Raw genomic sequence first — 25,799 nt, forward strand, 5'->3', positions numbered from 1 at the left:
TTGGTTTATTTTTTATATTTTTATTGTTTTCAGGCTAATAATGGATATCTTTACTCCCTTGAAACCTACCAAATTAACGTATAATTTGATCAATATAAATCCCCAAACGGCACAATTTTCAATTGTTGATTCTACTATTTATGAATTATTCAGTTCATCTCTTTATGACGGTGTCTGGTATTCTGAGAAATCACATCCCCATAGTTTTGTCATAAGTAAAAGCTTCAAGGTGTTATTGGGCTATGAACCCAATCACCAACTGTTATGGGACCGCCTTCTTCATCCTGATGACCTGGGTAAATTTCAAGGACATCTCAATTCCATCTGCGGCAAACACGAAATTGGCATTAATGAAGATCTAAGATTGATCCATAAGTCCGGAGCCAATCTCTGGGTACAATGTCATATTTACTTCAAACCAAATACTGACAACGCGTCAGAATTTATTTTTATAGCTTTTAAAAACATCTCTAAAAAAAGAGCTTCAGAATTAGAGTTAATCCACCAGCAAGAAAGGGCCCATGAAATCCTTACCGACAGTTCCATTGGGACTTGGGAGTGCGATTTAATTACGGGAGAGTCTTACAGTAATAAAAGCTTGGCCGCTATTATCGGTTATACGGCCGATGAGATGAAAGAGTTTACTATTGACACATGGACAGCTCTCACCCATCCAGATGATGTTTTGGAGTCAAATCAAATATTGAAGGAACATTTCCGGTCAAAGTCATCTTGTTTTAACAATGAATATCGGATCAAGCACAAGAAAGGCCATTGGGTTTGGGTAACATCCATAGGAAAAGTTATCAATTACACTAAAGACCACCAACCGAAACGTTTAGAAGGCATATTATACGAGATCACCGATAGAAAGAACAACGAGCTTCAGATACAAAAATACAAAGAGCTATTGGAAGGTGTCAATAAAGCTGCAGAAATTGGTGTTTGGGAAGTGGATTTAGAAACCAATAAGGTTTATTGGAGCAGTGAAATTAAAAAGATGTTTGGAGTTTCAATGTCTTACGAACCGAGCCTTGAAGATGCTATCGGCTTTTTTAAGGCAGGTGAAAGTCGCCAAAAAGTTATTGATGCTGTACAGAACGCCATTGAAAAGGGAGAGAATTACGACATTGAAGTACAGGGCGTCAACTCAAAAAACAAAGCCATCTGGACCAGATCCATTGGTGTTTCAGAATACAAGAATGGAAAATGTACCCGCTTATTTGGTTTTTTCCAAAACATCCATAAGAAAACGGTAGCCACAAAAAAGCTAGCCCTAAAAGAAGAACTATTTCGGAAAACATTTTCACACGCGCCCGTTGGCATGGCCATTATAGATTTAAATGGAAATATTTCTCGAGTCAATAAGGTTTTATGTGAATGTCTCGGCCACAGTGAAAAAGACCTTTTACAAAACAACTTTAACAAGTTCACACATCCTGAGGACAAGGACATTTCCAATGAGTTTATCGATGAGCTTGTACAAAAAACCAGAGAGAGCTTCAAAATGGATAAGCGCTATATCCATAAGGATGGTTCGACCATTTGGGCACATATATCTGTTGCATCCGTTAAAAACGACCTAAACAAAATCACCCATTTTGTGGTTCAGGTTCAAGATATTACGGAACGAAAGAAAAATGAACTTCTTTTGATCAATTATCAAGACTTACTTGAACGCTCCAATTATCTCGCGAAAATTGGTTCATGGGAAATTAACGTTGATGATTATACCGTCACCTGGAGCAAGTCCTTACGTAAGATCATAAAAACCAGAGATAATTTAGTTCCCAATTTTCTTGAGTCTATTGAATTTTTCGCCGGCAACACACCTCATAAAGAAGTGCTACAATCCGCCTTACACAAGGCCTTAAAGGAAGGGGTAAGTTTTGATCTTGAAGTTCTGGTCAAAGCGGATGGTAAAAGGCGAAAATGGATAAGAATGATAGGCATATCAGAGTTTGTGGACGGGAAATGCAAAAGATTATATGGTCTTATCCAGGACATCAATGATATTAAAAAAGCGCAACTTGCAATCGCTGTCAAAGAAGAGCAGTGGCGTACGACTTTCAGTCATGCCAAAGCAGGAATGGCCATCATCAATTTTAACGGTAAGGCCGATAATGTCAACAAAAGTCTCTGTGATATTTTTGGTTATAGCATGAATGAAATGCTAGAAATTGGCATTAAGGATATTTCTTTGAGTGAAGATCTTGACAGAAATATCCAATTAATGGACAATTTGATCAACGGAGAGGCTGAAAACTTTACCGACGATCTGCGTTTTGTTCATAAAAACGGACATGTAATTTGGGCCAATGTTTCGGTTTCGGCCGTAAAAAATGACTTCAACCAATTTACACATATGGTAGCTCAAGTGGTTGATATTACGGAATCAAAGACGAATCAAATTCTTTTAAAGAAATATAAAGACAGTTTAGAGCGCTCAAATACGGTTGCTAAGATTGGCTCGTGGGAAATAGATCCTGAAACAAAGAGCTTATATTGGAGCTCCAACCTTGGTCGATTGCTCGGCGCGACCACTTACACTCCCCGTATTTTTAGTGATTCAATTAAAAAATATGTGCTTGATGAAGACCAGGACCAATTGGTCAGCTTGATTAACGATGCCATAGAAAAAGGTATTAATTTCGATTTAGAAATTCAGTTAAAAACAAGTATGGGCCTTCGTTGGATGCGGATGTTGGGGGTTTCCGATTTTGAGAATGGATCCTGTAAAATGCTACATGGACTGATACAGGATATTGACGATTTCAAAAAAGCGGAATTGGAAATTGTACTCAGGGAAGAGGAATTTAGACAAACTTTCTGGCATGCTCCAATTGGGATGGCCCTCTTGGATTTAAACGGTAAAATCATCAAAGTCAATCCGGTAATTTGTGAAACTTTCGGTTATACCGAACAGGAATTGATCAATATTGAGAAAAGTGCCATTTCACATCCGGATGATATGGAACTTACAAACAAGTTACTTGATGAAGTTTTAAGTGGAAAGCGCGAAAGTTTCCAGCAGGAGAAACGCTATTTTCATAAAAATCGAAAATTGATCTGGGGCATCCTTTCCGTTTCAGCCGTTAGGAACGACAAGGGAGAAACAACACACTATGTGCTACAGATCAGTAATATTACCGATAAAAAGCTATTGACCGAAAGTTTAAAAGAACACAATAACCGACTTCAAAATTACGCTCATATTGTATCCCACAATTTGCGATCGCATACCGGAAATCTGTCTATGTTGTTGGAATTGATTGAATTAAGCAATCATCAAGGCTGTAATAATGAGCTCTTTAGCCATATCAAGTCAGCTTCCAACAATATGAATGAAACGGTGCAACATTTAAGCGAGATCGTCGAAATCAACAATCTCATTAAAGACACACTTGAACCACAAAATCTAAGAAAACGGGTTGATAAATCGATAGAAAACGTTCAGACGTCTATAAATCAAATCAACGGCGAAATGATCGTTAAGGTTAGAGAAGATTATATGGTTTATGCTGTTCCGTCCTATTTGGACAGCATTGTACTCAACCTACTCACCAATGCGATAAAATACAGATCTCCCCACCGACTTTTAAAAATCGAGATAAAAGCTGGAAAAAGGAATGGTTATACTTACCTGAGCATTTCAGACAATGGATTGGGAATCGATCTCGAAAAAAATGGCTTAAAGATATTTGGTATGTACAAAACCTTTCATGAGCACAAAAATGCCAGAGGTATTGGGCTATTTATCAGCAAAAATCAAATTGAGGCCATGGGAGGACGGATAGATGTTGAAAGCCAACCTAATATTGGAAGTACCTTCACTTTATATTTTAATGATGAAAAAAATTAAAACCATATGTATCATAGACGACGACCCTATCTTTAGATTTGGAACCATAAAAATGATGGAGAACGTACAATTGTCACTCAATTTTTTGGTTTATAAAAATGGAAAAGACGCCTATGATCAATTATTGCCTAAACTTCAACTTAATACCAACTTGCCAGATGCCATTTTATTAGACCTCAATATGCCAGTAATGGACGGTTGGCAATTTTTGGACGAACTGGCCAAAATTCCTATCGCTGAAAACATCCCAATTTACATTGTCAGCTCATCTGTGGATAATCGGGATATTAAAAAGGCAAAAACCTATAAAATGGTCAATAAATATATCATAAAACCATTTTCAATTCCCAAAATCAAGGAACTCATTGAAGAATTGGAAAACCAGGATTAATCGTTTTTTAATTCCGTTTACGTCCGCCCTATAACGCTTTAACTTCACTTGCAAGTAGAGAAAGGCCATTCATTCTAAAAGATATTGACCCTCCTTAGCTTTATTTTTGTTTAACATTTATTATTTTTAGTTAAACATATCGTATCTTTACCTAAAATTCGCACTCTCTTGAAAATTCTTGTTACAGGTTCCACTGGTTATATCGGAAAAAGACTCATTCCCATTCTTCTCAATGAAGGCCACGAAGTGGTGTGTGCCGTCAGGGACAAGCTAAGAGTGGACAATAATCTTCTTGAAGAACCGCATATTTCCTTTGTTGAGGCCGACTTTTTAAAACCGGAAACTCTTGAGACTATCCCGAAGGACATTGATGTTGTTTACTATCTAATTCACTCCATGTCAAGCAGCTCCGATGATTTTGAAAAATTGGAAGCAGCATGTGCAACAAACTTTAAAACCTATTTTGACACAACAAGGGTCAAACAGGTGATTTATTTGAGTGGTATTACCAATGAAGAGAGTTTGTCAAAGCATCTGCAATCACGAAAAAATGTGGAAGATTTACTGGCTTCCGAACACTATGCACTTACCATATTCAAAGCAGGCATTATTGTAGGTTCAGGGAGTTCTTCCTTTGAAATCATTCGGGATTTGGTTGAAAAATTACCGGTGATGATTGCTCCCAAATGGTTAAACACAAAGACACAACCACTGGCAGTCAGAGACATACTGTCATTTTTATCAAGAGCAAAAGGCAAAGAGGAACTTTATAACAAAAGCTATGATGTCTTTGGTCCAGAAACCATGACCTACAAAGAGATGCTGCTCAACTTCGCTGAAATCCGAAATTTGAAACGCTACATTCTTACCGTGCCGATCATGACCCCGAAACTATCTTCCTACTGGCTCTATTTTGTGACTTCCACGTCGTATAAACTAGCGTCGTCCTTAGTGGATAGTATGGGTGTGCAAATTATTGGTAAAGAAAGTAATATCAATGAGCTTTTAGATGTGCATCCCATTAGTTATCGAGAGGCCGTGGAATTGGCCTTTGAAAAGATTGAGCAAAACAGCATTGTTTCCAGTTGGAAGGATTCTCTGGTCAGTAGTGGCCGACTCAAAAAGAGTCTTCATAAATATGTCAATGTACCCACCTATGGTTGCTTCACAGATTATAAGGAACGTGAGGTCTTGGACATGGACACCACTATTAATCGCATCTGGTCCATCGGTGGCTCTACGGGTTGGTATTATGGGAATTATTTGTGGCAGATTAGAGGCCATCTCGACAAACTATTTGGAGGAATTGGCTTGCGACGAGGGAGGACGCATGCTTCCGAATTGAATGCTGGAGATGCGTTGGATTTCTGGCGCGTGATTTTTAGCGATAAAAAAGAACGGAAACTATTGCTCTACGCCGAAATGAAACTTCCTGGCGAAGCATGGCTGGAATTCAAGATAGAGGACGGATTATTAAAGCAAACTGCCACATTTAGACCTCACGGACTGGCAGGCAGGTTATATTGGTATAGCGTGTTGCCTTTTCACGGGTTTATTTTTAGGGGAATGATCAATAAATTAGTTGAAAATAAAGTCTAAAGGCAATTTTACTACAATCGGAGATTGGTAAATTATGGCTCAAAATTGATCATTTATTCCTAATAAAATCTATAAATTCCAAAATCACTGAAGAATGTGTTAATTATTGTTTAATGTTTTGGCCATAACTGTAAACGCCAATTTAATTTAACTATCTTTAGGCCATGATTTTGAACACCACATATTCCAATAAAAAACACGATGAACTCATCAATGACCTGCTCGGCAAACCGTTTAGTTTGTGGCAGTCCATAATGATGAAAGGTATCGGCTCCAAACGGATGATCATTGAAGAGACGAGCCCAAATATGACGCCATATCTCAATACGGTGGCAGACGTCAATTATGCCAACTTGGAATTACGTCCTGTAGGCATACTCGTTAGAATCAATAAAGGCCTAAATAATTATACTTGGGTCATTCCTTATTACAAACTGGCCATTCACAGAAGCAATGGATGCAGCATTCATGCAGAGGGGAAATTCATCAATTTTAGACCGAATTCGAATTACAGGGAAAACAAGGCTTTTTTTGACAAGCTCCTGAACGAGAAAGTAAAATATGAGTCACAATACCATACCCTCCCGTCATTTCAATGAAACAATCGATTCGCCATTTTAATTTTTAACACTAAATGTTGCTTTGCTTTGGATAGCAAATTCCAAGGACAGCACTCAAAAAAGACACTATGATTCCGGAAAAAGATTTAAAAATATTTAAAGTCAACCAAATGATCAACGATTTCAACACACAGGTTGGCGACGATCATTTATACACGGGATTGGAAACTCCTATGAAGAAAGATGCTTTTAAGCTTTCTGACAAGGAAAAGAAAAAGCGGATCTCCGTTTTGTTTGAAGAAATCATGGAAGTGTTAGGATTGGATCTCACCAACGACTCATTAAAAGGCACACCAAATCGGGTAGCCAAAATGTATGTGGATGAGATTTTTTCTGGTCTGAATCCTGCCAACAAACCTAAAATCACTTTATTCGACAACAACTACCAGTACAACCAAATGTTGGTGGAAAAAAACATCAGTTTCCATTCCAACTGCGAACATCATTTTGTACCCATTTTTGGCAAAGCTCATGTCGCTTATATTTCTGCAGGAAAAGTCATTGGCCTGTCAAAATTAAACCGCATTGTTCACTATTATGCAAGTCGGCCGCAAGTTCAAGAGCGCTTGACCAATCAGATTGCAGAAGAATTAAAACATATTTTGGGAACTGAAGATGTCGCGGTCATTATTGACGCAAAACATCTATGCGTTTCCTCTCGAGGCATCAAGGATGAATCCTCAACAACCATTACCTCATATTACGGTGGAAAATTTGGCGCACCGGAAAAAATCGCCGAATTACAAAACTATTTAAAAGATTGACATTATGGACATTATTAATGAAGCACTCGAATTTGAGAAGCAAAAATTAAGATCACTCTCTACTAGTGACAGAATAGAAATTTCCAGAAAAGCAAAAAGCCTTATTTTAGGGCTGAATGAGATTTATAAACGCAAGAAAGATGAACAGATCATGGACATTATGAAACGATTGACGGTCATCAAACAGAGAGTGGAAAAACGATTGAAAGGTAAACCACTTACTGCTTAGGTTGAACATAAAATAATCACCGGAAACCTATTGGGTTATTTGGGCAAATGGCTGAAATAACCCAATAGTTCCAAAATTAAAACATAAAGTGTTCTTCAATTCTGCGGTCAAAGGTCAGGGTTTTTATTTATAATATTCTATAGGAGAATCGTCACAAAATGGAACGAAACTAAGATAGAATTTTTACTTTTTAATAGCCTTACCCAGTCATCAGCAGAATCCCGAACCTACTCTTAGGATGGTTTTTATCAAGGAGCAACGAAAAAATTAAAAGTAAGATATGAAGTTTTTAAAACCACTTTTCGTATTTCTGATCCTAAACTTTGGTGCCCTGGGACTTGGCATCTTGCTTATGGGCAATGGTCCTACAAGCGATTGGTACACCTCTATGAACCAAGCACCTTGGACGCCTCCAAATTGGCTTTTTGGCATAGCGTGGACATTCATCATGCTCTGCTTTTCATTTTATATGACCTTTCTTTATCTCAAGCATCCCACCAATAAAGTCATCGCCCTTTTTATCTTTCAATTTGTTTTGAATGTAGCCTGGAACTTCATCTTTTTCAATCAGCATTTGATTGCCTTTGGATTGCTGACCCTCATCGCATTGACGTTCGTCATTACCGCATTTTTAGTTACATATTTCAGATTGTTGAAAGCGTATTCCCTGCTTATTGTCCCGTATTTTATATGGATCTATATTGCAACCACTCTAAACCTGTATATATTAATAAACAATTAAAGACGATTTGGCTTTTAACGGGATTGGCTTATTGACCATTTTGAATCTCTTCACGAGGTTCTCCTGAAATGTTGCTGGCATTCTGGAAACGTAAATCCCATTTAGAATTACCTAAACCCACCACCGCTTCCGCACCATTACTATGAAAATATACACCCTTCACCAAAAGCAGAACTTGCCCATTAGCATTGAAACCGCATGGGATTTCCTTTCTGACCCAAGAAATTTAAAAACGATAACACCAGAGTACATGGGTTTTAATATTCTGTCTGGAGCCGACAGACCGATGTTTGCGGGACAAATCATCCAATATATCGTTACGCCTGTCATGGGCATTAAAACCAAATGGGTCACTGAAATCACCCACAGTGTCAAAAATGAATATTTTGTGGATGAACAGCGGTTTGGACCGTATGCGTTGTGGCACCACAAACATTTTATTAAAGAAATTGACGGTGGTGTCGAAATGGAAGATATTATCGATTATAAATTACCCTTTGGCATTTTAGGTCAATGGGTCCACCCTATTATTGTCAAACCGAAATTGGACGAAATTTTTAATTTTAGAAGAAAAAAGCTGGAAACACTTTTTGGGGTTTATAAAGATCGAATTTCAAGTAGTTGAAATTGCTTGCCCGTCCACAGCGAAGCGTAGGCAGGAAGTTGAAGCGCATCGTACGATTAACATTCAATGCTATAGATGCGAAGACGTGGAACTTTGAATATTTAATTTTTGAACACCGAATAGCGAATTTTGAATAGCGAATGATGAAATAGAACATCGCAAAAACTTTGAACTCTGAACTCTGAACTCCGAACTTTAAGCTTTGAACCCTAAATAGATGCAAAGAGCTGAAAATTTGAACCTTTAATTTTTGAACACCGAATAGCGAATTTTGAATAACGAATGACGAAATAGAACATCGCAAAAACTCTGAACTCTGAACTCTGAACTCAAAAAAATGAAACAAATGAAAAACCCCATCAACATCTTCTGGTTCCGCCGCGATTTGAGATTGGATGACAATATCGGTTTCTATGAGGCCTTGACTTCGAAACACCCTGTGCTTCCCCTCTTTATTTTTGATACGGAGATCTTGGAAGGTCTTCCTGAAGATGATGCACGTGTGAGCTTCATATTTGATACGCTGCAAAACATGCGAACTAGATTGCAGGAGGAGCACGATAGCAGTCTGGCCATATACCACGGAAAACCTTTGGAGATTTTCAAACACCTTGTCAAGGATTTTGATATTGCCACAGTTTACACCAATCACGATTACGAACCCTACGCCCAAAAGCGCGATTCGGAAATCAAGGAGTTTCTAGCACCAAAGAACATCGACTTCCTCACTTATAAGGATCAGGTGATTTTTGAAAAAAACGAAGTTGTGAAAAAAGATGGCGAGCCTTATGTTGTCTATACGCCTTATATGAAGGTTTGGAAGGAAAAATTCAAGACCCTTAATTTGAAAATTTACGATACCAAGTCCTATGTTCACAACCTCGTCAAAAACACTAGACTTCCAAACTTAAGCTTGTCCGAAATTGGGTTTAAAAAAGCATCGCAAACCATTGCCGATTATGAGGTGACCCCATCCATGATTCAAGACTACGAAAAAACCCGAAATTTCCCTGCCCAGGACAGCACCTCCCGATTGGGCCCACATTTGCGTTTTGGAACCGTCAGCATTCGAAAAATAATGGCAAAAGCCATTGCCGAAAAAAATGAAGTATTTTGGCAAGAACTTATTTGGCGTGAATTCTTTATGCAAATTCTATGGCATTTTCCACATACGGTCAATGAAAGTTTCAAACCGAAATATGACCGCATTGAATGGCGAAACAATGAAGCAGAATTCAAACGTTGGTGCGAAGGCATGACCGGATATCCGCTGGTTGATGCGGGGATGCGTCAATTGAATGCTACTGGATTTATGCATAATCGGGTGCGGATGTTGGTCGGCAGTTTTCTATGTAAGCACCTCTTGATTGACTGGCGTTGGGGCGAAGCCTACTTCGCTGAGAAATTGCACGATTACGAGATGTCAAGCAATGTTGGGAATTGGCAATGGGTTGCAGGAAGTGGTGTAGATGCCGCGCCTTACTTTCGCATTTTCAATCCGACCACTCAGATTGAAAAATTTGACAAAGATTTAAAATACATCCGCAAATGGGTCCCTGAATTCCAAGAATTGACCTATCCCGAAAAAATGGTGGACCATAAAGAAGCCCGACAGCGTTGTTTGGAGAGGTATAAACGCGCCTTAGATTAAGGTCTCTACTTTCCAAATAACTTCAAAACCCTTTTGGTGGTCATTTCAATGGATGGAATTGTTGACCGCATTTGTCACTTATGAGCTAACAAATTGATCGCTATCTTTTGAACTCAATTGAAAATTAAAAAATAATTGTTTATCCGCTTTTGGTCAAAGGAATTAAAACTTGAAAATACAATGCCGATTTTTTGTTTGCCCTTCTGATAGATTCTGTGTTAACTAACAAGAGATTTTCTTTTTTTGTTTTATTATTTTTGTTATTCAAGACGGCTATAAGCTAGTTGGCAACAAGCCAAAATCCGTAAAATCAAGAAATATTCGAACTGAATTTTATAATTTAGTATCTTTGATAAAATGCAATTCAAAATGAATATAGATGCTCGAAAAATAGAATTTATTCAAGAATTTTTAAAAGTTCAAAGTGAGGACGTCATTTCTCGTCTTGAAAAAATTTTGAGAAAGGAAAATAACACTTCAGACGAAAACAAATTTGAGCCAATGACTGAAGAGGAATTGAATAAAAGAATTGACCAATCGGAATCGGATTTCCGCAATAACCGATTCAAAAGCAGTTCGGAACTTTTATCCAAATACGAATAATGGGATTAAAGATAATTTGGTCTGCATTTGCTGAATCTCAACTTGACGAAATTTATGATTATTACGAAAAGAAAGCAAGTTCAAGAGTTGCTACAAAACTCGTAAAGGGCATTATCAACGAACCAAAAAAATTGATTAAATCTCCTTTCATCGGACAAGAAGAAGAATTGCTCAAGGATAGAAAAATCAAATATCACTATCTGGTTTTTAAAAAATACAAATTAATATATTCGGTCGACGAACAAAACGGATTTATAAAAATTGCTGATGTTTTTGACACTCGACAAAATCCGCCGAAAATGAAACGGACGAAATAAAGCCAGTTGCCAAGAAAGTATAAGCTATGGCTTGGTCAGTCCACACTTGGAAAATCCTGCAGATTTTCCAAAACCAGTTTTTATTTGGAGAGGTTCGTGCCGAGACACGCCACAGCTCATATACATAAATGTCTGTAAAAGGATACTTTCTGCATTTGCATTTGGTGTCCTTTTTTGTTGATAATTATTCTCAAACCTAGTTTTATTCTTATCTATAACAAATATAAGTTCCAGCATTTTTCTCTGCACAGCTATCAGTGCTTTCATTTTAACCCCGCTTTTGGCAACGATTCTCGCATAGATTTTTATGGGATTCATTGTACTTGACGGATGACAGAGAAGGTAGATGCAATGATTTTCTAAGATGCCTGTTCCCTTTTCTTGATATTCGAGGTTTGCCCTTCACTGATGTACCTGATTGTTTTTCCCTAACATCTAAACCTGCATAACCGGTCAACTGTTTTTTGTTTCTTATCAGCTCGAACCCATTGGTCTCAGCTAATACTATAACCGCCGTCAGTTCTCCCACGCCCGGGTATAGTGCAAATATTCTTTATTCGCTCCATGATATCTGGATGGTCCTTTAGCAACACTGCTATGTCCATCTTGATTTCTTTCTCTTGTCCGTTGAGAAACTTGATGCGCTCTGCAATGCGTTTTAGGCTTCTTTCATTTGGCGTAGCCTCTGTTTTCTCTAGGTGTAGCTGATTTTTGACCATTGATCTCTGATCCACTATTTGATCACGCTCCCGGGTTAATTGCTTGAGCTGTCTATAAGCTTCTTTGGGAGGCTCCAGTTCTCTAGTTTACGTTCAAGACCAAACCTCATAATAGCCTGTGACGCTGTTTTATCAGTAATCGTATTTATGTCCAATGTCCTAAAAAAATTACTGATCTTATTGGGCAATACAACACTTAGATCAAAACCACTTTCATCAAGGACATAGGCAAGTTTTTCGTGATAGACTCCAGTAGCCTCCATGACATATCTAACGCTATCTGCATTATGACCGTGATCAGCAACCCAATCGATCAAAGATTTTATACCATTGTCGGTGTTTTTAAACACTTTGTACGCTATGATCTCTACGTCAAGACTCTCATAGAGTCTTCCCAGAGATACAACTAATTCCTTTTGAGCTACATCAATACCTGCAACCTCTTTTAAAACTTTTTTCACATGTCAATTTTTAAGATTAAAAGTGAAAAATCTCTGTTCGTCTTTTCTCCTGGTTGGATATTCTGGATACCGTTAAAGTTCCTTACATTCTGTTCAAACTCTACGGGATATAAAAGGATAAGGTCATATCTATCGGTCGATATATCTTATGATTATCTATCCATCGGTTGACTCTTATCCTCATTCACTTATATTTGTAAAACTAAAAATTTATTTCCAAAGCAAACATAGGAGCTATCGGGTCAAAAGGGAGCAAAAAATCTCAATGAATAATTGATTTGAGCATAAGCCATCCTTTAGTATCGATAACTATCGGGAGGATCAAGGATTATTCGGATTTTAAATGAGCAATTTCAATTTTTTTTTTAGGATTGATTATGGCTATGCAATAAAAATACTTCAAAAAATACTGTAACATTTTTAAGATGCTCGTATCCAAAAGAAAAATCATCGAATATTAATTTAATCTTTTGTGACTATTATGAACATCAAAATCAGCATTGCCATTATCCTTTACTTTATTCATTTTTCCTTATCTACAGTTGACTCTCCCGAAAGCTACCCTTTTACTGTTGAAATATCTGGTCAAGGCGATAAGGCGATCCTCTTTATTCCAGGATTTGCCAGTTCCGGTGAGGTCTGGGAGGACACTGTAAAACAATTTGAGCCCAACTATACATGTTATACCTTTACCATGGCAGGATTTGCAGGGGTAGCTCCACAATCACCGATCACTTTTGACCATTGGAAATCAGAAATTGCCAATTACATCAAAAACGAAAACATTGAAAAGCCTATCCTAATTGGCCACAGTATGGGTGGTGGGCTGGCTATGGCCATTGCCGCCGATTTTCCAGAGCTTATTGAAAAAATGGTTATCGTAGATGCTCTTCCAGCCTTAATGGCATTGACCAATCCCAATTTCAAATCCACTGATAATGTAGACTGCACCGACATGGTCAAGCAGTTTCAGGAGATGAGCGATGAAAGCTTTTACGAGATGCAAAAATCGAGCTTGCCGATGTTGATGCAGAATACCGAAATGCACGACACCGTTCTAGGATGGAGTATGGCATCAGATAGAGAAACCTTTGCTAAAATGTACTGCGACTTTTCCAATACCGATTTAAGACCACTACTTAGTCGGATTGAGTGCCCAACACTCGTTCTTTTGGAATCTTATTTTGTAAATTTCAAATCCGCAATTGAAGCGCAATACCAGGACCTAAAGACGGCGCAGTTGCGCTATGCCAATAAGGGTCTACATTTTATAATGTATGATGATGTCGATTGGTATTTAAAAGAGTTACATCAATTTATGACAGCCCACTAATGCCTTTTGAAGAGATTTACAATAACTACTGGTCAAAAATCTTTCGTCTCTGCATGGGCTATGTGAACGACCATGCTTTGGCACAAGATCTGGCCCAGGAGACCTTTATCATCGTTTGGCAACAATTACCAAATTTCAGAAATGAATCCAACATTGGAACGTGGATTTACCGAATTGCCTCGAACAGATGCCTAAGGCAACTTGAAACCGACAAAAGAATTCAAAAATCGGAATTGCCCTTTCAAATAAAAGAAGAGGCCCCTTTATCGATAGAACCACAAATCCAATTTTTATACACCTGTATTTCTGAACTTCCGGAAACCGATCGGATCATCATTTCGCTGGAATTGGAGGATATCAAACAGGCAGAAATCGCTAAAATTGTTGGGCTATCGGAAGGCAATATCCGAGTCAGGATTCACCGTATCAAAGCAATCTTAACAGAAAAATTCAAAGTCTATGAGCGCTAATATCGATTTTAAAAATCTTTGGAAACAACAGGAAGCTGAGCAACCTGAACTTTCGGATTTAATGCTACTACTGAGAAGTTACAAAAACAAAGGCCTAAAGCGCCTGGTATTGACCAATGTTCTATTAGTTATCACGACGGTGGGTTTAGTGTTGATCTGGTATTATTTTCAACCCCAATTGATCACCACAAAGATCGGGCTTATAACTACCATATTAGCTATGCTTATTTTTGTTCTTGCCTACAATACGCTATTTAAATATTACAAATCTGCTTCTGAATTTGAAAGCAATAGCGCCTATTTGAAGAATTTAATTACCATTAAACGTAAACAAAAATTTATGCAGACCACGATGCTGCAGCTCTATTTTATTTTACTCTCCCTTGGAGTCTGTCTATATCTATATGAATATGTCAAATTGATGCCCACAGTTGTAGGGCTTTTGGTCTATGCGCTAACCCTTGCGTGGTTGGCATTCAACTGGTTTTATCTCCGACCAAAAACCATAAAAAAACAAGAGAAAAAATTGGACATCTTGATCAAAAAGTTTGAAATGATCAATCGGCAGTTGGATGAGCTGGATGAATTAAATGCATAAAACAATGCCTCGAAAAATTCGAGGCATTGTTTAATAGTATATTTTATAGTCAAAGGTGATTAACCCACCCTCGTAATCTTGGCTCCTATCGCCCGTAAACGCTCATCAATGCGCTCGTACCCACGATCGATCTGCTCAATATTATGAATGGTGGACGTACCTTTTGCCGATAAGGCAGCAATCAATAGTGAGATTCCAGCTCTAATATCGGGCGACGTCATTGTGGTCGCTTTTAAAGTCGATTTGAAGTCGTGACCTATAACCGTAGCGCGATGCGGATCGCACAGAATGATCTTCGCGCCCATATCAATCAATTTATCCACAAAGAACAAACGGCTTTCAAACATTTTTTGATGTACTAAAACGGCACCTCTGGCTTGAGTGGCAACCACCAATACGATACTCAAAAGATCTGGTGTAAATCCAGGCCATGGCGCATCGGCAACCGTCAAAATGGAACCATCGATATAACTCTGGATTTCGTAACCGTCCTTATGGGCAGGAATATGGATATCGTCTCCATCTTTCTCAATGGTGATTCCAAGTTTTCTAAAGACATTCGGGATCTGTCCCAAATCGTCCCAGCTGACATTTTTGATGGTCAGTTCACTTTTGGTCATGGCCGCCAATCCTATCCAGCTTCCAATTTCAATCATGTCAGGAAGCATCCTATGTTCTGTTCCTTTTAACGAATCAACACCTTCAATAATTAGCATATTGGAACCCACACCGCTGATCTTAGCGCCCATTCGGTTCAACATTTTACACAATTGTTGCAAATAGGGCTCACAAGCGGCATTGTAAATTGTGGTGGTACCTTCGGCCAGAACAGCTGCCATGACAATATTGGCCGTTCCGGTTACAGAAGCTTCATCCAATAGCATATAGGTGCCTTGTAATCGGTCCGCTTCCACGCCGTAAAAATGGTCCTCACGGTTGTAACGGAATTTTGCACCCAGATTTATAAAGCCCTCAAAGTGGGTATCCAGTCTTCGACGTCCAATTTTGTCACCTCCAGGTTTCGGGATATAGCCTTTACCAAAACGTGCCAATAGTGGACCTACAATCATTATGGAACCGCGAAGCCCTTTTCCATCTTCTTTAAATTCAGCAGATTCAAGGTATTTCATATTCACTTCATCCGCTTGAAACGTATAGGATCCAGAACCCATTTTATTGGTTTTGACACCTAACTTTTGTAAAAGCGAAATGAGTTTATTGACATCAATGATGTCTGGAATATTATGGATAGTGACGATTTCCGGGGTGAGCAAAACAGCACATAAAATTTGTAGTGCTTCATTTTTTGCGCCTTGAGGTTGGATACTTCCCTTTAATTGATGACCTCCTTCAATTATAAATGTTGTCATGTATGTTTAGTAGCGTTTTCTATTACGGCTAGAACCGCCTTTTTTAGAGTGCGATTTCTTGGTGCCCGAAGAATATTTCTTTTTGTTTCTCATCAATGTAGTAACATCAGACAAGTCTTCATCTTCTTCCTTCAAATTGATTTTTCCTCCAGACAGCTCATATAAGTGACTGAAAATAACATCATCTTCCACAGTATCCTTGTTCCAGTTGAGGAAGCATTTTTTCATGTGGTTGGCAATGGTATAGATCAAAGCCTCTTTTAATTCGCCGTCCTCCCAAGTATTGGCCACATCAATCATCGTTTTGATGTTGTTGCCATAGAAACGGTATTTCGGAAAGTTTTGCGGATATTTTAAAGGTTCAGGATGTGCCTGTAATTCCTCTTTTATCGGTTTTGGATAAGGAGAATCCACATCCAGATCAAAATCGGCCATGATGAATAGCTGATCCCAAAGCTTGTGCTGAAAATCGGGAACATCTCTTAAATGAGGTTGTAAGTTGCCCATTACCGAAATAATGGCCTTCGAAACCTTGTTGCGCTCTTCTTTTGTTTCACGCGATTTAGCGTAGTTGATCATCTTCTGCAAATGCCTTCCGTATTCAGGAATAATCAAATGTTCACGCTCTGTATTGTATTCTAAATTGTCTATCAAAATAATTAAGTGTAGTATTAAATGTTATGCATCGTAGTAATTTGTGCATGCCTGCAAAATACGAAAAAAAACAAAGAAAGCTTAATTGTGCCCTAAAAGTTTCGAAAAAATCAGTCTTCAGGCCTCAGATCTTATAAAAGGACTGAAATTTCCCGCAGATTGTGCAGAGTGCCGCAGACAGTGTGCGATGGTAAGTCAGTTATCGGTCTTCCGTCAGAGCTCATCCGTCATCACTCATAACTCTGAACAATAAGAAATAATATTCAGTCGACAGTCTTCAGTGATCCGGTCGTCCGTCATCACTCAAAAACTCATCACTCATCACTCATCACTCATCACTCATAACTCATAACTCATAACTCATAACTCATCACTCATCACTCATCACTCATAACTCATCACTCATCACTCTAAAAAGTACGAAGTAATCTTCAGTCATCCGTCACCAGTCATCCGTCTCCCGTCATCAGTCAAAACTCACCACCACCCTCTCTCACCACTACCCACTACCCACTACCCACTACCTACTCCGCACTAAACCCTACAACGAAATCACCCCTTCCACATTCTCGGTCACTTCCTTGTATTTTTCAATGACATTTTCTGGAGTTGACATCTGTAAATTAATGGACACACTGGTATATTTTCCATTTTTTGAAGGTTTGGTTTTTATCACCGCCCCCATATTATCAAAAACAGATTCTATTTGTTGCACTTTATCGCCCTCTGTTACGACAATAAACTTATAAAGATATTCAGATGGCCAGCTTGCCGTTGCGTAAAGCTGTGCTCTTAATTTAACGTAAAATTCCTCTTGATTTTTTTCTGTACTCATAATGTTTCGTGTTCATCTGCAAAGATACATTTTACTTTACATTTTTTAATTTCTATTAAAATTACGATTTTTGCAGCCAAAACCTTGCCAAATTGAGCACAAAGAAGATTGTTATTACGGGTGGCCCAGGAACTGGAAAATCATCCATAATAGAAGAATTAAAGAAAAGAGGGCATATTTGCTTCGAAGAAATTTCGAGACAAGTCACGCTCGATGCGAGGAAAAATGGGATAGAACAGCTTTTTTTAACCCAGCCCCTACTCTTCAGTAAATTGCTTTTAGAAGGACGGGCAAAACAATTTATTGAAGCCGATTCCTACAAAAACAGCACCATATTCCTTGATCGGGGCCTTCCTGATGTTTTGGCATATATGGATTTTTATGGCAGTGAGTATCCTGAAAGCTTCGTGAACATCTGCCAAAACAGCAGCTATGATACTGTTTTTATCGTCACTCCATGGAAAGCTATTTTCCAAAGTGACAATGTGCGCTATGAAACTTTTGAGCAGTCAGAGGAGATCCATGAGCAGCTTTTAAACATCTATAAAAAATTTGGGTATCATTTGATCCCTATTCCCTTTGATACTGTCAAAAATCGCGCAGACTTCATATTAGATTCCTTAAATTTATAGCGATGTCACATCCTATAATCATTTTAGAGCGCTATTGGCAACACACCTCCTTCCGACCATTGCAAGAGGAGATCATCAATGCGGTCCTAAACAACGAGGATACGTTTGTATTGCTGCCAACAGGTGGGGGAAAATCCATTTGCTTTCAGATTCCCGCCTTGGTAAGGGACGGGATTTGCATTGTGGTCTCTCCATTGATCGCCCTAATGAAAGATCAGGTGGATCAACTCAAAGCCAAGGGCATTAAAGCCATGGCCATTACCAGTGGCATCCCCTACAATACCTTAGATACTCTCTTGGACAATTGCATTTATGGGAATTACAAGTTTCTGTACCTTTCTCCAGAACGGTTGCAACAGACTTTGGTCCAGGACAGGATCCAGCAAATGCCGGTCAATTTGATTGCTGTAGATGAGGCGCATTGCATCAGCCAATGGGGAAATGATTTCAGGCCTGCCTATAAGAATATTGCCATTTTACGCCAACTGCACCCGTCAGTCAACGTGATTGCCCTTACGGCAACGGCAAAACCCAAGGTGGTTCAAGAAATCATGATCGAATTGGACTTTATGGCGCCTAAGGTATTTCAGGCGTCATTTAGAAGGCCAAACCTTGCCTATATGGTCCTGGATACCAATGATAAGCATTACAAAATTGAACAGATTCTAAACAAATATCCAGGGACCTCCATTATTTACGTCAGGACACGCCGTGCCACTTTGGAGATTCATGCATTCTTGGAATCGAAGGGCATATCCGCTACTTACTATCACGGCGGTATAAGTAGCAAAGAAAAGAATGCACATTTGGAACAATGGACCACTAACCAAAAAACGGTCATGGTGGCCACAACGGCCTTCGGAATGGGAATCGATAAAGCGGATGTCAAAACCGTCATCCATATCAATTTGCCCGAAAGTCTCGAAAGTTATTACCAGGAAGCAGGACGTGCGGGGCGGAATGGCGAGAAGGCCTTTGCGGTCATCCTAAAGAATGCATCGGACGAACAACAGCTGAAACATCAATTTTTAAGCAGCCTTCCTACCGTCGATTTTATTAAACAAGTGTACCGCAAGCTGTGCAACTATTTTCAGATTTCTTATGGCGAAGGCCACTTGACACAGCATCAGTTCAACTTTAACGTGTTCTGTAAAACCTATGGGTTTCCTACGGGCACAACTTATAATGCCCTTCAAATACTGGATCGCAACAGCATCATTAGTCTATCGCAGCAATTCAACCATCAAACCAAGCTCCAGTTCCTCATTAGCAGTCCGGCGTTATTTGGTTACCTGAACACCCATAAAAATTTTGAACCCGTTATTAAGGCTATTTTGCGAACTTATGGTGGTATTTTTGAGCATCAACTAAAAATCAATCTCACTTTGGTTGCAGAAAAGTCGAATGTTGATGAAAACCAAGTGCTAAATATCCTTCAGCAATTGGATAAAGATGAGGTGGTGACATTTCAACACTCCAACACCGATTCTGAACTCACCTTTCTTCAACCGCGGGAAGATGACAAGACCATCAACCGGATTGCCACTATTATAGAACAACAGCAACGCTTAAAAGAAAATCAAATTGATGCGGTCATTACTTATATTTCTGATGAAAGTCAATGCAAGAGCATTCAGCTTTTAGAGTATTTTGGTGAGAAGAACAGCACACCATGTGGGATTTGTTCGTTTTGCATCTCAAAAAAGCCAAAAACCAAAACGGCGTCCATAAAAAGCATATCTCACGAGATCATTTTACTTTTGGAAAACCAACCATTGAGTTCAAGGGCCTTGGTTGATCAGATGCAGCATCCAGAAGATGCAGTTTTGGAAACACTCCAGCGGATGCTTGCCAACAATATCCTGGCCATCACTCCCGACAATTTGTACAAAATAAAACACACATGAAAAAGAACGATTTAAGGATTGTATTTATGGGCACCCCAGAGTTTGCGGTGGCCACTTTAAAACTATTGGTAGAAAACGACTATGAGATCGTTGGTGTCATCACGGCGCCAGACCGACCTGCGGGGCGCGGACAAAAACTGCAGCAGTCTGATGTAAAAACCTACGCCCTTTCCCAAAATTTAAAACTTTTGCAGCCTACCAATTTAAAGGATGAGGCTTTTTTAAAGGAACTCCAATCCTTAAATGCCAATGTACAGGTTGTTGTCGCCTTTAGAATGCTGCCCGAAGTGGTATGGAACATGCCGGCCTACGGCACCTTTAATTTACATGCTTCCCTTCTACCCGATTACCGAGGTGCAGCCCCCATACATTGGGCAGTGATCAACGGCGAGAAAAAAACGGGAGTGACCACATTTTTTATTGATGATAAAATTGACACGGGTGCTATTATCCTACAAAAAGAAGTTTCGATAAAAGATGATGAAACCGTTGGAACCTTACATGACACGCTTCAAGAGCTGGGAAGCGAATTGGTTATTGACACCCTTAAACTGATAGAAAGCGGGAAGGTCAAGACCACGGTACAGCCCAAGGTTGATCAACCAAAAACGGCCTACAAGCTCAATAAGGACAATTGCAAAATTGATTGGGGCCAGGATTTGGATGTCATTTACAACAAAATAAGAGGTCTGAATCCATTTCCGGGAGCCTGGAGCTATCTTAAGACGAAGGATGAAAAATTAACGGTCAAATTGTTTGGGGTATCCAAAGAACACACTTCGCATTCAGAAGCACCGGGAACGATTATCTCGAGTAAAAACGAGTTAAAAGTCGCAGTCAAAGGTGGTTATCTATTTGTTGATGAAATGCAGTTACCAGGAAAGCGAAAAATGGATATCAAGTCGCTTTTGAATGGATTTAATTTCAATAAAGATGACAAAATGCTGTAAACCCTTATGGACACTGATATTACAGGAAATCGTCCAAAACGCTTCAGCTTTATTAACAAATGGTCAAAGTTATCAACAAAAATTTGCATTTCCCTTGTCATTACTTGCGTGAATGAATATTCCGTATAATTTTGTATGAGGTTTTGACAAAATGTTAACCCAACTATTATTTAATAATTAAAATTTCAATTTTATGAACAAAACAGATTTAATCAATGGAATGGCTGAAAACGCTGGAATTACAAAAGCAGCAGCTAAAAAAGCATTAGATTCTTTATTAACTGATATCGAAAGTACTTTAAAAAAAGGTGATAGAGTATCTTTAGTAGGATTTGGGTCTTGGTCAGTTTCTAAAAGATCAGCAAGAGAGGGAAGAAACCCACAAACAGGTAAAACAATCCAAATCAAAGCCAAAAACGTAGTAAAGTTTAAGGCTGGTTCTGATTTAAGTGCCGCTGTAAACTAAGATCATATTAGATATATTATAAGGTCCACTCCACTCGGGTGGACTTTTTTTATGTGTTTTTTTTAACAAATTTATTGGATTTTCAGAAAATATGTTTTAGATTTAATTCCAAATCATGACTTATGATTACAATTAAGCCCGAAAAGGGACATCTTCTGATAGCTGAGCCCTCCATTATTGGTGACACTTCTTTTAACCGTTCCGTTATTTTATTAGCCGATCATACCATTGAAGGGTCTGTAGGTTTTATATTAAATAAACCTTTGAAATACACCTTAAAAGATTTGGTTCCGGACACTGATGCCGAGTTCAAAGTGTATAATGGTGGTCCTGTTGAACAGGACAATCTCTATTTTATACATAAAATCCCAGATTTAATACCTGAAAGTATTGAGATTTCGTTGGGTATTTATTGGGGTGGCGATTTTGATGTGGTGCTCAACCTTATCAATAAAGGCGCCATCAAACCTTGTGACATTCGGTTTTTCCTTGGCTATTCCGGATGGGAACCTTCCCAATTGGAAAGCGAACTGGAAATCAACTCCTGGATCGTCACTGAAAACATCTACAAAAAAGGCATTATTGAAAAAAAGGATGACACTTTTTGGAAAGAAAAGATGTTGGAATTGGGTGGCGACTACAGTATTTGGTCAAATGCCCCTGAAAACCCTACTTACAATTAAGACAGCCTAATTTTCATATTCAGTCTTTCTATCAGCAGTTTTGAAACCTCTGTTGTAAATTCCTTTTTTCTGTAATTGGTGACAGGCTGAATGCCCACTATGCAATTGGTTATAAACAGTTCATCCGCTTTTTGAAGTTCAAAAGGAGAGATGGGTGCTTCCTCAAAAATATAACCTTCAAGCTTTTCGACCAGCTCAATAATCTGTTTTCTCATGATGCCCTTCAGACATCCCTCCGATAATGGAGGCGTTTTGATGACCCTATCCTTGACCAAAAACAAGTTACCGTTCAAGGCCTCTACCACTGTCTTTTCGGTATTCAGCAACAAACAATTCTCAAAATTATTTTCCTTGGCGAAAATGCTGCCCAGGATATTGATGTTTTTACCGGTCGTCTTTAAGGTTGACAACAAGCCTGGAGCCACATAAAAATCCTTGAACAACTCGATTGTGTACGGCCCAGTGTTCAATGCGTAAAAATCAGATTCCAATCGCTCTGCGATGATGTTATAATTGATATCATTGGAGGTTGGAGTATATTTTCCGCCCTCCACGCGGTGGACATTCATGCGCACTCGTGCGGTGGCTTTCATCAATTGATTGGCTTCGACCGTCTTTAGGATTTCGCCTTCTATGAATTCCATGGTAAAGTCCATAGGAATTTCCATCCTCAGAATTCGCATGGAGGCCATCAATCTAAAATAATGATCTTCCCAAAACAGGATTTTCCCGTGCACTACCTTGATGGTTTCAAAGAGTGCATCGCCATAGGCGTAACCTCTGTTTTCGAGGGACAATAGATTTGAAGAAGATTCGTGAAGGGTACCGTTAAAATTAACCATAAAAAAGTCTCGACGTTTTAAAAAATCGAGACAAATATACTATTTATACAAAAGAGTCGGCCTAAGCAGAGCCTAAAACCTGCTTTAAATCGGAGATTTGATTTTCCCAGAGCATTTTGGCTTCTTCCACTTCATCTTCATCAATGAAATCTGTGATTATAATGGACACGTCCTTAGTGATTTCATCTACTTGGATTCTGATTTCAAAATAATAAGGTTCATCTTCATCGACCATCCATCTGAATTTGATGCGTTCGCCACTTTTTTTACTAAGCAACTTTGCCTTCTCTTCGCTATCATTCCATATAAACGTAAACAACTCCCCGCGAGAGTTGACGTTATCTGCAAACCATTCAGACAATCCTGAAGGTGTTGATATATATTGATACAATAGTTGAGGAGATGACTGAATGGGAAACTCCATTTCAAATTTTATTTTTTCTTGCATAGGTGTATTATGTTAACCCGCTCAATATATAATTAATTGTTTAGTTTAAAGACAAATTGGCAAAAATAATTTTAATGCATTTTTATGGTTTTATTGTTTGGTGAGATTAATAATGTTTTTATATTTGCAGCCTTAAATTATGGCACCGCAGCGTCAGTCCAAACCTGAGTCTGCTCCGAAATGGAAAAGATGGAATTGAGGATCTGATGGTGTTCGAAAAATATAATTAATGGCGAGGTAGCTCAGCTGGTTAGAGCGTCGGATTCATAACCCGGAGGCCTCGGGTTCAAGTCCCGATCTCGCTACAGTGTAAATGATGGAAAAGTCAAGATGTCAAAGTCTTGACTTTTTTATTTGCTAAAATATTTGTGGTTTTCTCTACAACTTATATAAGATGGGATACTTTTGAATTTGAAGATCTAGGTAATGATTATTCATGTACCTATCAATTGATATATAAAATTATGTCTGACGGTAAATTTAAAGACAAGGTTTACCATTTACGGATCAAAGCTACGTGGAGAGAGGATTTAAGATTAAAAAGCATTACTGAAGAAAGATTATAACGACAAATAGCACATTTAAAAAAAGGAATCGACGCGAAATACATAAAAGAGTTAATCGAGTTCAAAGTCTGATGCTCTTCGATGAGTAAAATTAATGGCGAGGTAGTCCGTCTGAACGAATTCATTCGGACAGGCTCAGCTGGTTACCCGCCCGTCCCGCCCGCCTGAACGGATTCATTCGGGCAGGAAAGGTACGTTCGGGCGGGGAGCGTCGGATTCATAACCCGGAGGCCTCGGGTTCAAGTCCCGATCTGCTACGTATTGTAATTGCATTAAAATTAACGGTTTAGTTCACTCTAAACCGTTTTTTTTGCAAACAGTTTAGGAATTGGATATGATTCTCGCATAAGTTTTGCTTAAACACAAGCCTAGTTTTTGATCCGATTTTAAAATGAGCTATAAAGTTTGTGGTTCACAATTTATTAAGACCCGATGAAGTTTGACGATTGTGGATTAAGATTTGGTCCATCTATTTTGCCAAAAGACAGTCGCTGGGTCATTAATAAATTTCTCAAAGTAGTAGTAACCATCCCAACAAGAGACTGCTAATGATTGGGCATGGGCGTTACGGGCCTTACCAAAGGCTAACCGCAATGATATACGGAGTAAACCAGGAGTATATACGCTATAGATACGCTATACCTATTGTTTATATGACTGATTTACACTATTTTAGCCTCACTATGGCACGACAAAAGGGAATTTTTAAAATTACAGGGACCATTGGCGACATCAATTTTTATATCACCAAGGGCGTGGGCTATGCCAGAAAAGCAGGCGGTGGATTTAATGGCCATGCCATTCGCACCCAAGCTAGTATGCAACGGGTACGTGAGAATGCCAGCGAATTTGGGCATTGCAGTAGAGTCAAAAAACAATTTCGTTTGGCGCTGCTGCCTTTTATGAGCGCGGTTCAAGACAAGAAATTTCATTCAAGGTTGATGCAACTGTTCTTGCAACTCAAAACTTTGGACACGGTTTCTGAGCGTGGCAATCGCAGGGTGTACCGGGGTCTGCAAACCGCCAAAGGCAAACACTTGTTAAGGCGGTTTGAATTGACTCCCCCTAGCGCCATCTTAGATGCACTGTACCGGAACGCTTTTTTTGATTGGGACACACAAACATTACATATTGCCAATTTTAATACTTCCAATTTCAAAGCTCCATTAACGGCCACACACCTTGGAATTACACTTGGCATTTTAGACTTTAACTTTGATACGCTTCAATATAGTTTGGTGGTTTCGCCGACTGCTTTCTTGGACGTTGATACAGAAACTACTTCGTTTGACCTGATTCCTGAGGTGGCTGTGCCTCCTTCATATACGGGAATAGCTATCTTAGGGTTCTCCTATTATGAAATAATAGCCAATGAGGTTTATGGCCTGGAAACTTTGCGTGGGGTTCGGATTATAGAGGTTGTTTAACTGTTTAGAACACAGAACGTCATTGGGTTCCCAAT

General features: G+C 38.9%; 29 protein-coding genes and 1 tRNA gene. 21 read left to right on the forward strand and 9 right to left on the reverse strand.

Annotation, left to right across the window (positions count from 1 at the left end; genetic code table 11):
• Window positions 1-40 precede the first annotated feature (40 nt).
• From G6N06_RS10150 to G6N06_RS10200, 11 genes are all read left to right on the forward strand, one after another.
• On the forward strand, window positions 41-3,862 hold the full coding sequence (locus G6N06_RS10150; protein WP_163516477.1) for a PAS domain S-box protein: 3,822 nt from the start codon (window positions 41-43) through the stop codon (window positions 3,860-3,862).
• Window positions 3,846-4,253, forward strand: coding sequence for a response regulator (locus G6N06_RS10155; protein ID WP_240338029.1), 408 nt, complete (start codon window positions 3,846-3,848; stop codon window positions 4,251-4,253). Before G6N06_RS10150 ends, G6N06_RS10155 begins: the two co-directional genes overlap by 17 nt.
• Window positions 4,254-4,421: 168 nt before the next feature.
• The gene (locus tag G6N06_RS10160; protein ID WP_163516480.1) at window positions 4,422-5,852 is read left to right on the forward strand and encodes an SDR family oxidoreductase; all 1,431 of its coding nucleotides are present in this window, start codon (window positions 4,422-4,424) and stop codon (window positions 5,850-5,852) included.
• Window positions 5,853-6,016: 164 nt separating this feature from the next.
• Window positions 6,017-6,451: a hypothetical protein gene (locus tag G6N06_RS10165; RefSeq protein ID WP_163516482.1), complete on the forward strand. Its 435-nt coding sequence runs from the start codon at window positions 6,017-6,019 to the stop codon at window positions 6,449-6,451.
• A 131-nt stretch (window positions 6,452-6,582) separates the two neighbouring features.
• Window positions 6,583-7,236 (forward strand): GTP cyclohydrolase I FolE, encoded by a 654-nt coding sequence (folE, locus tag G6N06_RS10170; RefSeq protein ID WP_240338034.1) that lies wholly within the window; start codon window positions 6,583-6,585, stop codon window positions 7,234-7,236.
• A gap of 4 nt (window positions 7,237-7,240) precedes the next feature.
• Window positions 7,241-7,465 (forward strand): hypothetical protein, encoded by a 225-nt coding sequence (locus tag G6N06_RS10175; RefSeq protein ID WP_163516486.1) that lies wholly within the window; start codon window positions 7,241-7,243, stop codon window positions 7,463-7,465.
• 280 nt (window positions 7,466-7,745) lie between these two features.
• A complete protein-coding gene (locus G6N06_RS10180; protein ID WP_163516488.1) occupies window positions 7,746-8,207 on the forward strand; it encodes a TspO/MBR family protein in 462 nt (153 codons plus the stop codon).
• A gap of 142 nt (window positions 8,208-8,349) precedes the next feature.
• On the forward strand, window positions 8,350-8,832 hold the full coding sequence (locus tag G6N06_RS10185) for an SRPBCC family protein (RefSeq protein ID WP_163516490.1): 483 nt from the start codon (window positions 8,350-8,352) through the stop codon (window positions 8,830-8,832).
• 346 nt (window positions 8,833-9,178) lie between these two features.
• The gene (locus G6N06_RS10190) at window positions 9,179-10,483 is read left to right on the forward strand and encodes a cryptochrome/photolyase family protein (RefSeq protein ID WP_163516492.1); all 1,305 of its coding nucleotides are present in this window, start codon (window positions 9,179-9,181) and stop codon (window positions 10,481-10,483) included.
• 369 nt (window positions 10,484-10,852) lie between these two features.
• On the forward strand, window positions 10,853-11,086 hold the full coding sequence (locus G6N06_RS10195; protein ID WP_163516494.1) for a hypothetical protein: 234 nt from the start codon (window positions 10,853-10,855) through the stop codon (window positions 11,084-11,086).
• Window positions 11,086-11,403 carry a type II toxin-antitoxin system RelE/ParE family toxin gene (locus G6N06_RS10200; RefSeq protein ID WP_163516496.1) on the forward strand — a complete coding sequence of 106 codons (318 nt, stop codon included), beginning with the start codon at window positions 11,086-11,088 and terminating at the stop codon, window positions 11,401-11,403. Before G6N06_RS10195 ends, G6N06_RS10200 begins: the two co-directional genes overlap by 1 nt.
• A gap of 24 nt (window positions 11,404-11,427) precedes the next feature.
• Here G6N06_RS10200 and G6N06_RS19880 read toward each other — a convergent pair whose 3' ends face one another.
• The 4 genes from G6N06_RS19880 to G6N06_RS19895 are packed head-to-tail and all read right to left on the reverse strand — an operon-like array spanning window position 11,428 to window position 12,583.
• Window positions 11,428-11,721, reverse strand: coding sequence for a hypothetical protein (locus G6N06_RS19880; protein ID WP_240338035.1), 294 nt, complete (start codon window positions 11,719-11,721; stop codon window positions 11,428-11,430).
• Complete coding sequence (locus G6N06_RS19885) at window positions 11,672-11,932, reverse strand: transposase (RefSeq protein ID WP_240338030.1); 261 nt, start codon at window positions 11,930-11,932, stop codon at window positions 11,672-11,674. Before G6N06_RS19885 ends, G6N06_RS19880 begins: the two co-directional genes overlap by 50 nt.
• Window positions 11,898-12,137 (reverse strand): hypothetical protein, encoded by a 240-nt coding sequence (locus G6N06_RS19890; protein ID WP_240338031.1) that lies wholly within the window; start codon window positions 12,135-12,137, stop codon window positions 11,898-11,900. Before G6N06_RS19890 ends, G6N06_RS19885 begins: the two co-directional genes overlap by 35 nt.
• Before the next feature lie 20 nt (window positions 12,138-12,157).
• Window positions 12,158-12,583 (reverse strand): IS110 family transposase, encoded by a 426-nt coding sequence (locus G6N06_RS19895; RefSeq protein ID WP_240338032.1) that lies wholly within the window; start codon window positions 12,581-12,583, stop codon window positions 12,158-12,160.
• A gap of 481 nt (window positions 12,584-13,064) precedes the next feature.
• Between G6N06_RS19895 and G6N06_RS10210 the strand changes: the two genes are divergently transcribed.
• Genes G6N06_RS10210 through G6N06_RS10220 form a run of 3 tightly spaced genes read left to right on the forward strand, consistent with a single transcriptional unit; the run spans window position 13,065 to window position 14,984 of the window.
• A complete protein-coding gene (locus G6N06_RS10210) occupies window positions 13,065-13,916 on the forward strand; it encodes an alpha/beta fold hydrolase (protein WP_163516499.1) in 852 nt (283 codons plus the stop codon).
• Window positions 13,916-14,386, forward strand: a complete 471-nt coding sequence (locus G6N06_RS10215) for an RNA polymerase sigma factor (RefSeq protein ID WP_163516501.1) — start codon at window positions 13,916-13,918, stop codon at window positions 14,384-14,386. Before G6N06_RS10210 ends, G6N06_RS10215 begins: the two co-directional genes overlap by 1 nt.
• Window positions 14,376-14,984, forward strand: a complete 609-nt coding sequence (locus tag G6N06_RS10220; protein ID WP_163516502.1) for a hypothetical protein — start codon at window positions 14,376-14,378, stop codon at window positions 14,982-14,984. The genes G6N06_RS10215 and G6N06_RS10220 overlap by 11 nt, the downstream gene beginning before the upstream one ends.
• Window positions 14,985-15,043: 59 nt before the next feature.
• Here G6N06_RS10220 and murA read toward each other — a convergent pair whose 3' ends face one another.
• The 3 genes from murA to G6N06_RS10235 form a co-directional block, all read right to left on the reverse strand.
• The gene (murA, locus tag G6N06_RS10225; protein WP_163516504.1) at window positions 15,044-16,354 is read right to left on the reverse strand and encodes a UDP-N-acetylglucosamine 1-carboxyvinyltransferase; all 1,311 of its coding nucleotides are present in this window, start codon (window positions 16,352-16,354) and stop codon (window positions 15,044-15,046) included.
• Between the two features lie 6 nt (window positions 16,355-16,360).
• Window positions 16,361-17,008, reverse strand: a complete 648-nt coding sequence (locus tag G6N06_RS10230) for a DUF4290 domain-containing protein (protein ID WP_163516506.1) — start codon at window positions 17,006-17,008, stop codon at window positions 16,361-16,363.
• A 541-nt stretch (window positions 17,009-17,549) separates the two neighbouring features.
• Window positions 17,550-17,843, reverse strand: coding sequence for a DUF493 family protein (locus G6N06_RS10235; protein ID WP_163516508.1), 294 nt, complete (start codon window positions 17,841-17,843; stop codon window positions 17,550-17,552).
• 92 nt (window positions 17,844-17,935) lie between these two features.
• On the opposite strand from G6N06_RS10235, the gene G6N06_RS10240 reads away from it, so the two are divergent.
• The 5 genes from G6N06_RS10240 (at window position 17,936) to G6N06_RS10260 (ending at window position 22,481) form a co-directional block, all read left to right on the forward strand.
• A complete protein-coding gene (locus G6N06_RS10240) occupies window positions 17,936-18,475 on the forward strand; it encodes an AAA family ATPase (RefSeq protein WP_163516510.1) in 540 nt (179 codons plus the stop codon).
• Window positions 18,476-18,477: 2 nt separating this feature from the next.
• Complete coding sequence (locus tag G6N06_RS10245) at window positions 18,478-20,382, forward strand: RecQ family ATP-dependent DNA helicase (protein ID WP_163516512.1); 1,905 nt, start codon at window positions 18,478-18,480, stop codon at window positions 20,380-20,382.
• Complete coding sequence (gene fmt, locus G6N06_RS10250) at window positions 20,379-21,332, forward strand: methionyl-tRNA formyltransferase (RefSeq protein WP_205334755.1); 954 nt, start codon at window positions 20,379-20,381, stop codon at window positions 21,330-21,332. Before G6N06_RS10245 ends, fmt begins: the two co-directional genes overlap by 4 nt.
• 193 nt (window positions 21,333-21,525) lie before the next feature.
• Complete coding sequence (locus G6N06_RS10255) at window positions 21,526-21,798, forward strand: HU family DNA-binding protein (RefSeq protein ID WP_163516514.1); 273 nt, start codon at window positions 21,526-21,528, stop codon at window positions 21,796-21,798.
• 122 nt (window positions 21,799-21,920) lie between these two features.
• Complete coding sequence (locus G6N06_RS10260; RefSeq protein ID WP_163516515.1) at window positions 21,921-22,481, forward strand: YqgE/AlgH family protein; 561 nt, start codon at window positions 21,921-21,923, stop codon at window positions 22,479-22,481.
• Here the strand turns inward: G6N06_RS10260 and G6N06_RS10265 are convergent.
• Together G6N06_RS10265 and G6N06_RS10270 are read right to left on the reverse strand one after the other, a co-directional pair.
• The gene (locus G6N06_RS10265; RefSeq protein ID WP_163516517.1) at window positions 22,478-23,323 is read right to left on the reverse strand and encodes an aminotransferase class IV; all 846 of its coding nucleotides are present in this window, start codon (window positions 23,321-23,323) and stop codon (window positions 22,478-22,480) included. The genes G6N06_RS10260 and G6N06_RS10265 overlap by 4 nt on opposite strands.
• A gap of 61 nt (window positions 23,324-23,384) precedes the next feature.
• Complete coding sequence (locus tag G6N06_RS10270; RefSeq protein WP_163516519.1) at window positions 23,385-23,771, reverse strand: START-like domain-containing protein; 387 nt, start codon at window positions 23,769-23,771, stop codon at window positions 23,385-23,387.
• Window positions 23,772-24,002: 231 nt separating this feature from the next.
• Here G6N06_RS10270 and G6N06_RS10275 point away from each other — a divergent pair.
• Together G6N06_RS10275 and G6N06_RS10280 are read left to right on the forward strand one after the other, a co-directional pair.
• Window positions 24,003-24,076: transfer RNA gene (locus G6N06_RS10275), tRNA-Met, on the forward strand.
• An 854-nt stretch (window positions 24,077-24,930) separates the two neighbouring features.
• Window positions 24,931-25,764: a hypothetical protein gene (locus tag G6N06_RS10280; protein ID WP_163516521.1), complete on the forward strand. Its 834-nt coding sequence runs from the start codon at window positions 24,931-24,933 to the stop codon at window positions 25,762-25,764.
• Window positions 25,765-25,799: the final 35 nt, after the last annotated feature.

This window comes from Gelidibacter japonicus, from assembly GCF_010725055.1.
Taxonomy (GTDB): Bacteria; Bacteroidota; Bacteroidia; order Flavobacteriales; family Flavobacteriaceae; genus Gelidibacter; species Gelidibacter japonicus.

Bases quoted from the DNA above. Each gene is read 5' to 3' on its own strand.
- G6N06_RS10150 (WP_163516477.1), top strand. From the start codon at position 41: ATGGATATCTTTACTCCCTTGAAACCTACCAAATTAACGTATAATTTG.
- G6N06_RS10155 (WP_240338029.1), top strand. From the start codon at position 3,846: ATGATGAAAAAAATTAAAACCATATGTATCATAGACGACGACCCTATC.
- G6N06_RS10165 (WP_163516482.1), top strand. From the start codon at position 6,017: ATGATTTTGAACACCACATATTCCAATAAAAAACACGATGAACTCATC.
- folE (WP_240338034.1), top strand. From the start codon at position 6,583: ATGATCAACGATTTCAACACACAGGTTGGCGACGATCATTTATACACG.
- G6N06_RS10175 (WP_163516486.1), top strand. From the start codon at position 7,241: ATGGACATTATTAATGAAGCACTCGAATTTGAGAAGCAAAAATTAAGA.
- G6N06_RS10180 (WP_163516488.1), top strand. From the start codon at position 7,746: ATGAAGTTTTTAAAACCACTTTTCGTATTTCTGATCCTAAACTTTGGT.
- G6N06_RS10185 (WP_163516490.1), top strand. From the start codon at position 8,350: ATGAAAATATACACCCTTCACCAAAAGCAGAACTTGCCCATTAGCATT.
- G6N06_RS10190 (WP_163516492.1), top strand. From the start codon at position 9,179: ATGAAAAACCCCATCAACATCTTCTGGTTCCGCCGCGATTTGAGATTG.
- G6N06_RS10195 (WP_163516494.1), top strand. From the start codon at position 10,853: ATGAATATAGATGCTCGAAAAATAGAATTTATTCAAGAATTTTTAAAA.
- G6N06_RS10200 (WP_163516496.1), top strand. From the start codon at position 11,086: ATGGGATTAAAGATAATTTGGTCTGCATTTGCTGAATCTCAACTTGAC.
- G6N06_RS19880 (WP_240338035.1), bottom strand. From the start codon at position 11,721: ATGAATCCCATAAAAATCTATGCGAGAATCGTTGCCAAAAGCGGGGTT.
- G6N06_RS10210 (WP_163516499.1), top strand. From the start codon at position 13,065: ATGAACATCAAAATCAGCATTGCCATTATCCTTTACTTTATTCATTTT.
- G6N06_RS10215 (WP_163516501.1), top strand. From the start codon at position 13,916: ATGCCTTTTGAAGAGATTTACAATAACTACTGGTCAAAAATCTTTCGT.
- G6N06_RS10220 (WP_163516502.1), top strand. From the start codon at position 14,376: ATGAGCGCTAATATCGATTTTAAAAATCTTTGGAAACAACAGGAAGCT.
- murA (WP_163516504.1), bottom strand. From the start codon at position 16,354: ATGACAACATTTATAATTGAAGGAGGTCATCAATTAAAGGGAAGTATC.
- G6N06_RS10235 (WP_163516508.1), bottom strand. From the start codon at position 17,843: ATGAGTACAGAAAAAAATCAAGAGGAATTTTACGTTAAATTAAGAGCA.
- G6N06_RS10245 (WP_163516512.1), top strand. From the start codon at position 18,478: ATGTCACATCCTATAATCATTTTAGAGCGCTATTGGCAACACACCTCC.
- fmt (WP_205334755.1), top strand. From the start codon at position 20,379: ATGAAAAAGAACGATTTAAGGATTGTATTTATGGGCACCCCAGAGTTT.
- G6N06_RS10255 (WP_163516514.1), top strand. From the start codon at position 21,526: ATGAACAAAACAGATTTAATCAATGGAATGGCTGAAAACGCTGGAATT.
- G6N06_RS10260 (WP_163516515.1), top strand. From the start codon at position 21,921: ATGATTACAATTAAGCCCGAAAAGGGACATCTTCTGATAGCTGAGCCC.
- G6N06_RS10265 (WP_163516517.1), bottom strand. From the start codon at position 23,323: ATGGTTAATTTTAACGGTACCCTTCACGAATCTTCTTCAAATCTATTG.
- G6N06_RS10270 (WP_163516519.1), bottom strand. From the start codon at position 23,771: ATGCAAGAAAAAATAAAATTTGAAATGGAGTTTCCCATTCAGTCATCT.
- G6N06_RS10280 (WP_163516521.1), top strand. From the start codon at position 24,931: ATGATATACGGAGTAAACCAGGAGTATATACGCTATAGATACGCTATA.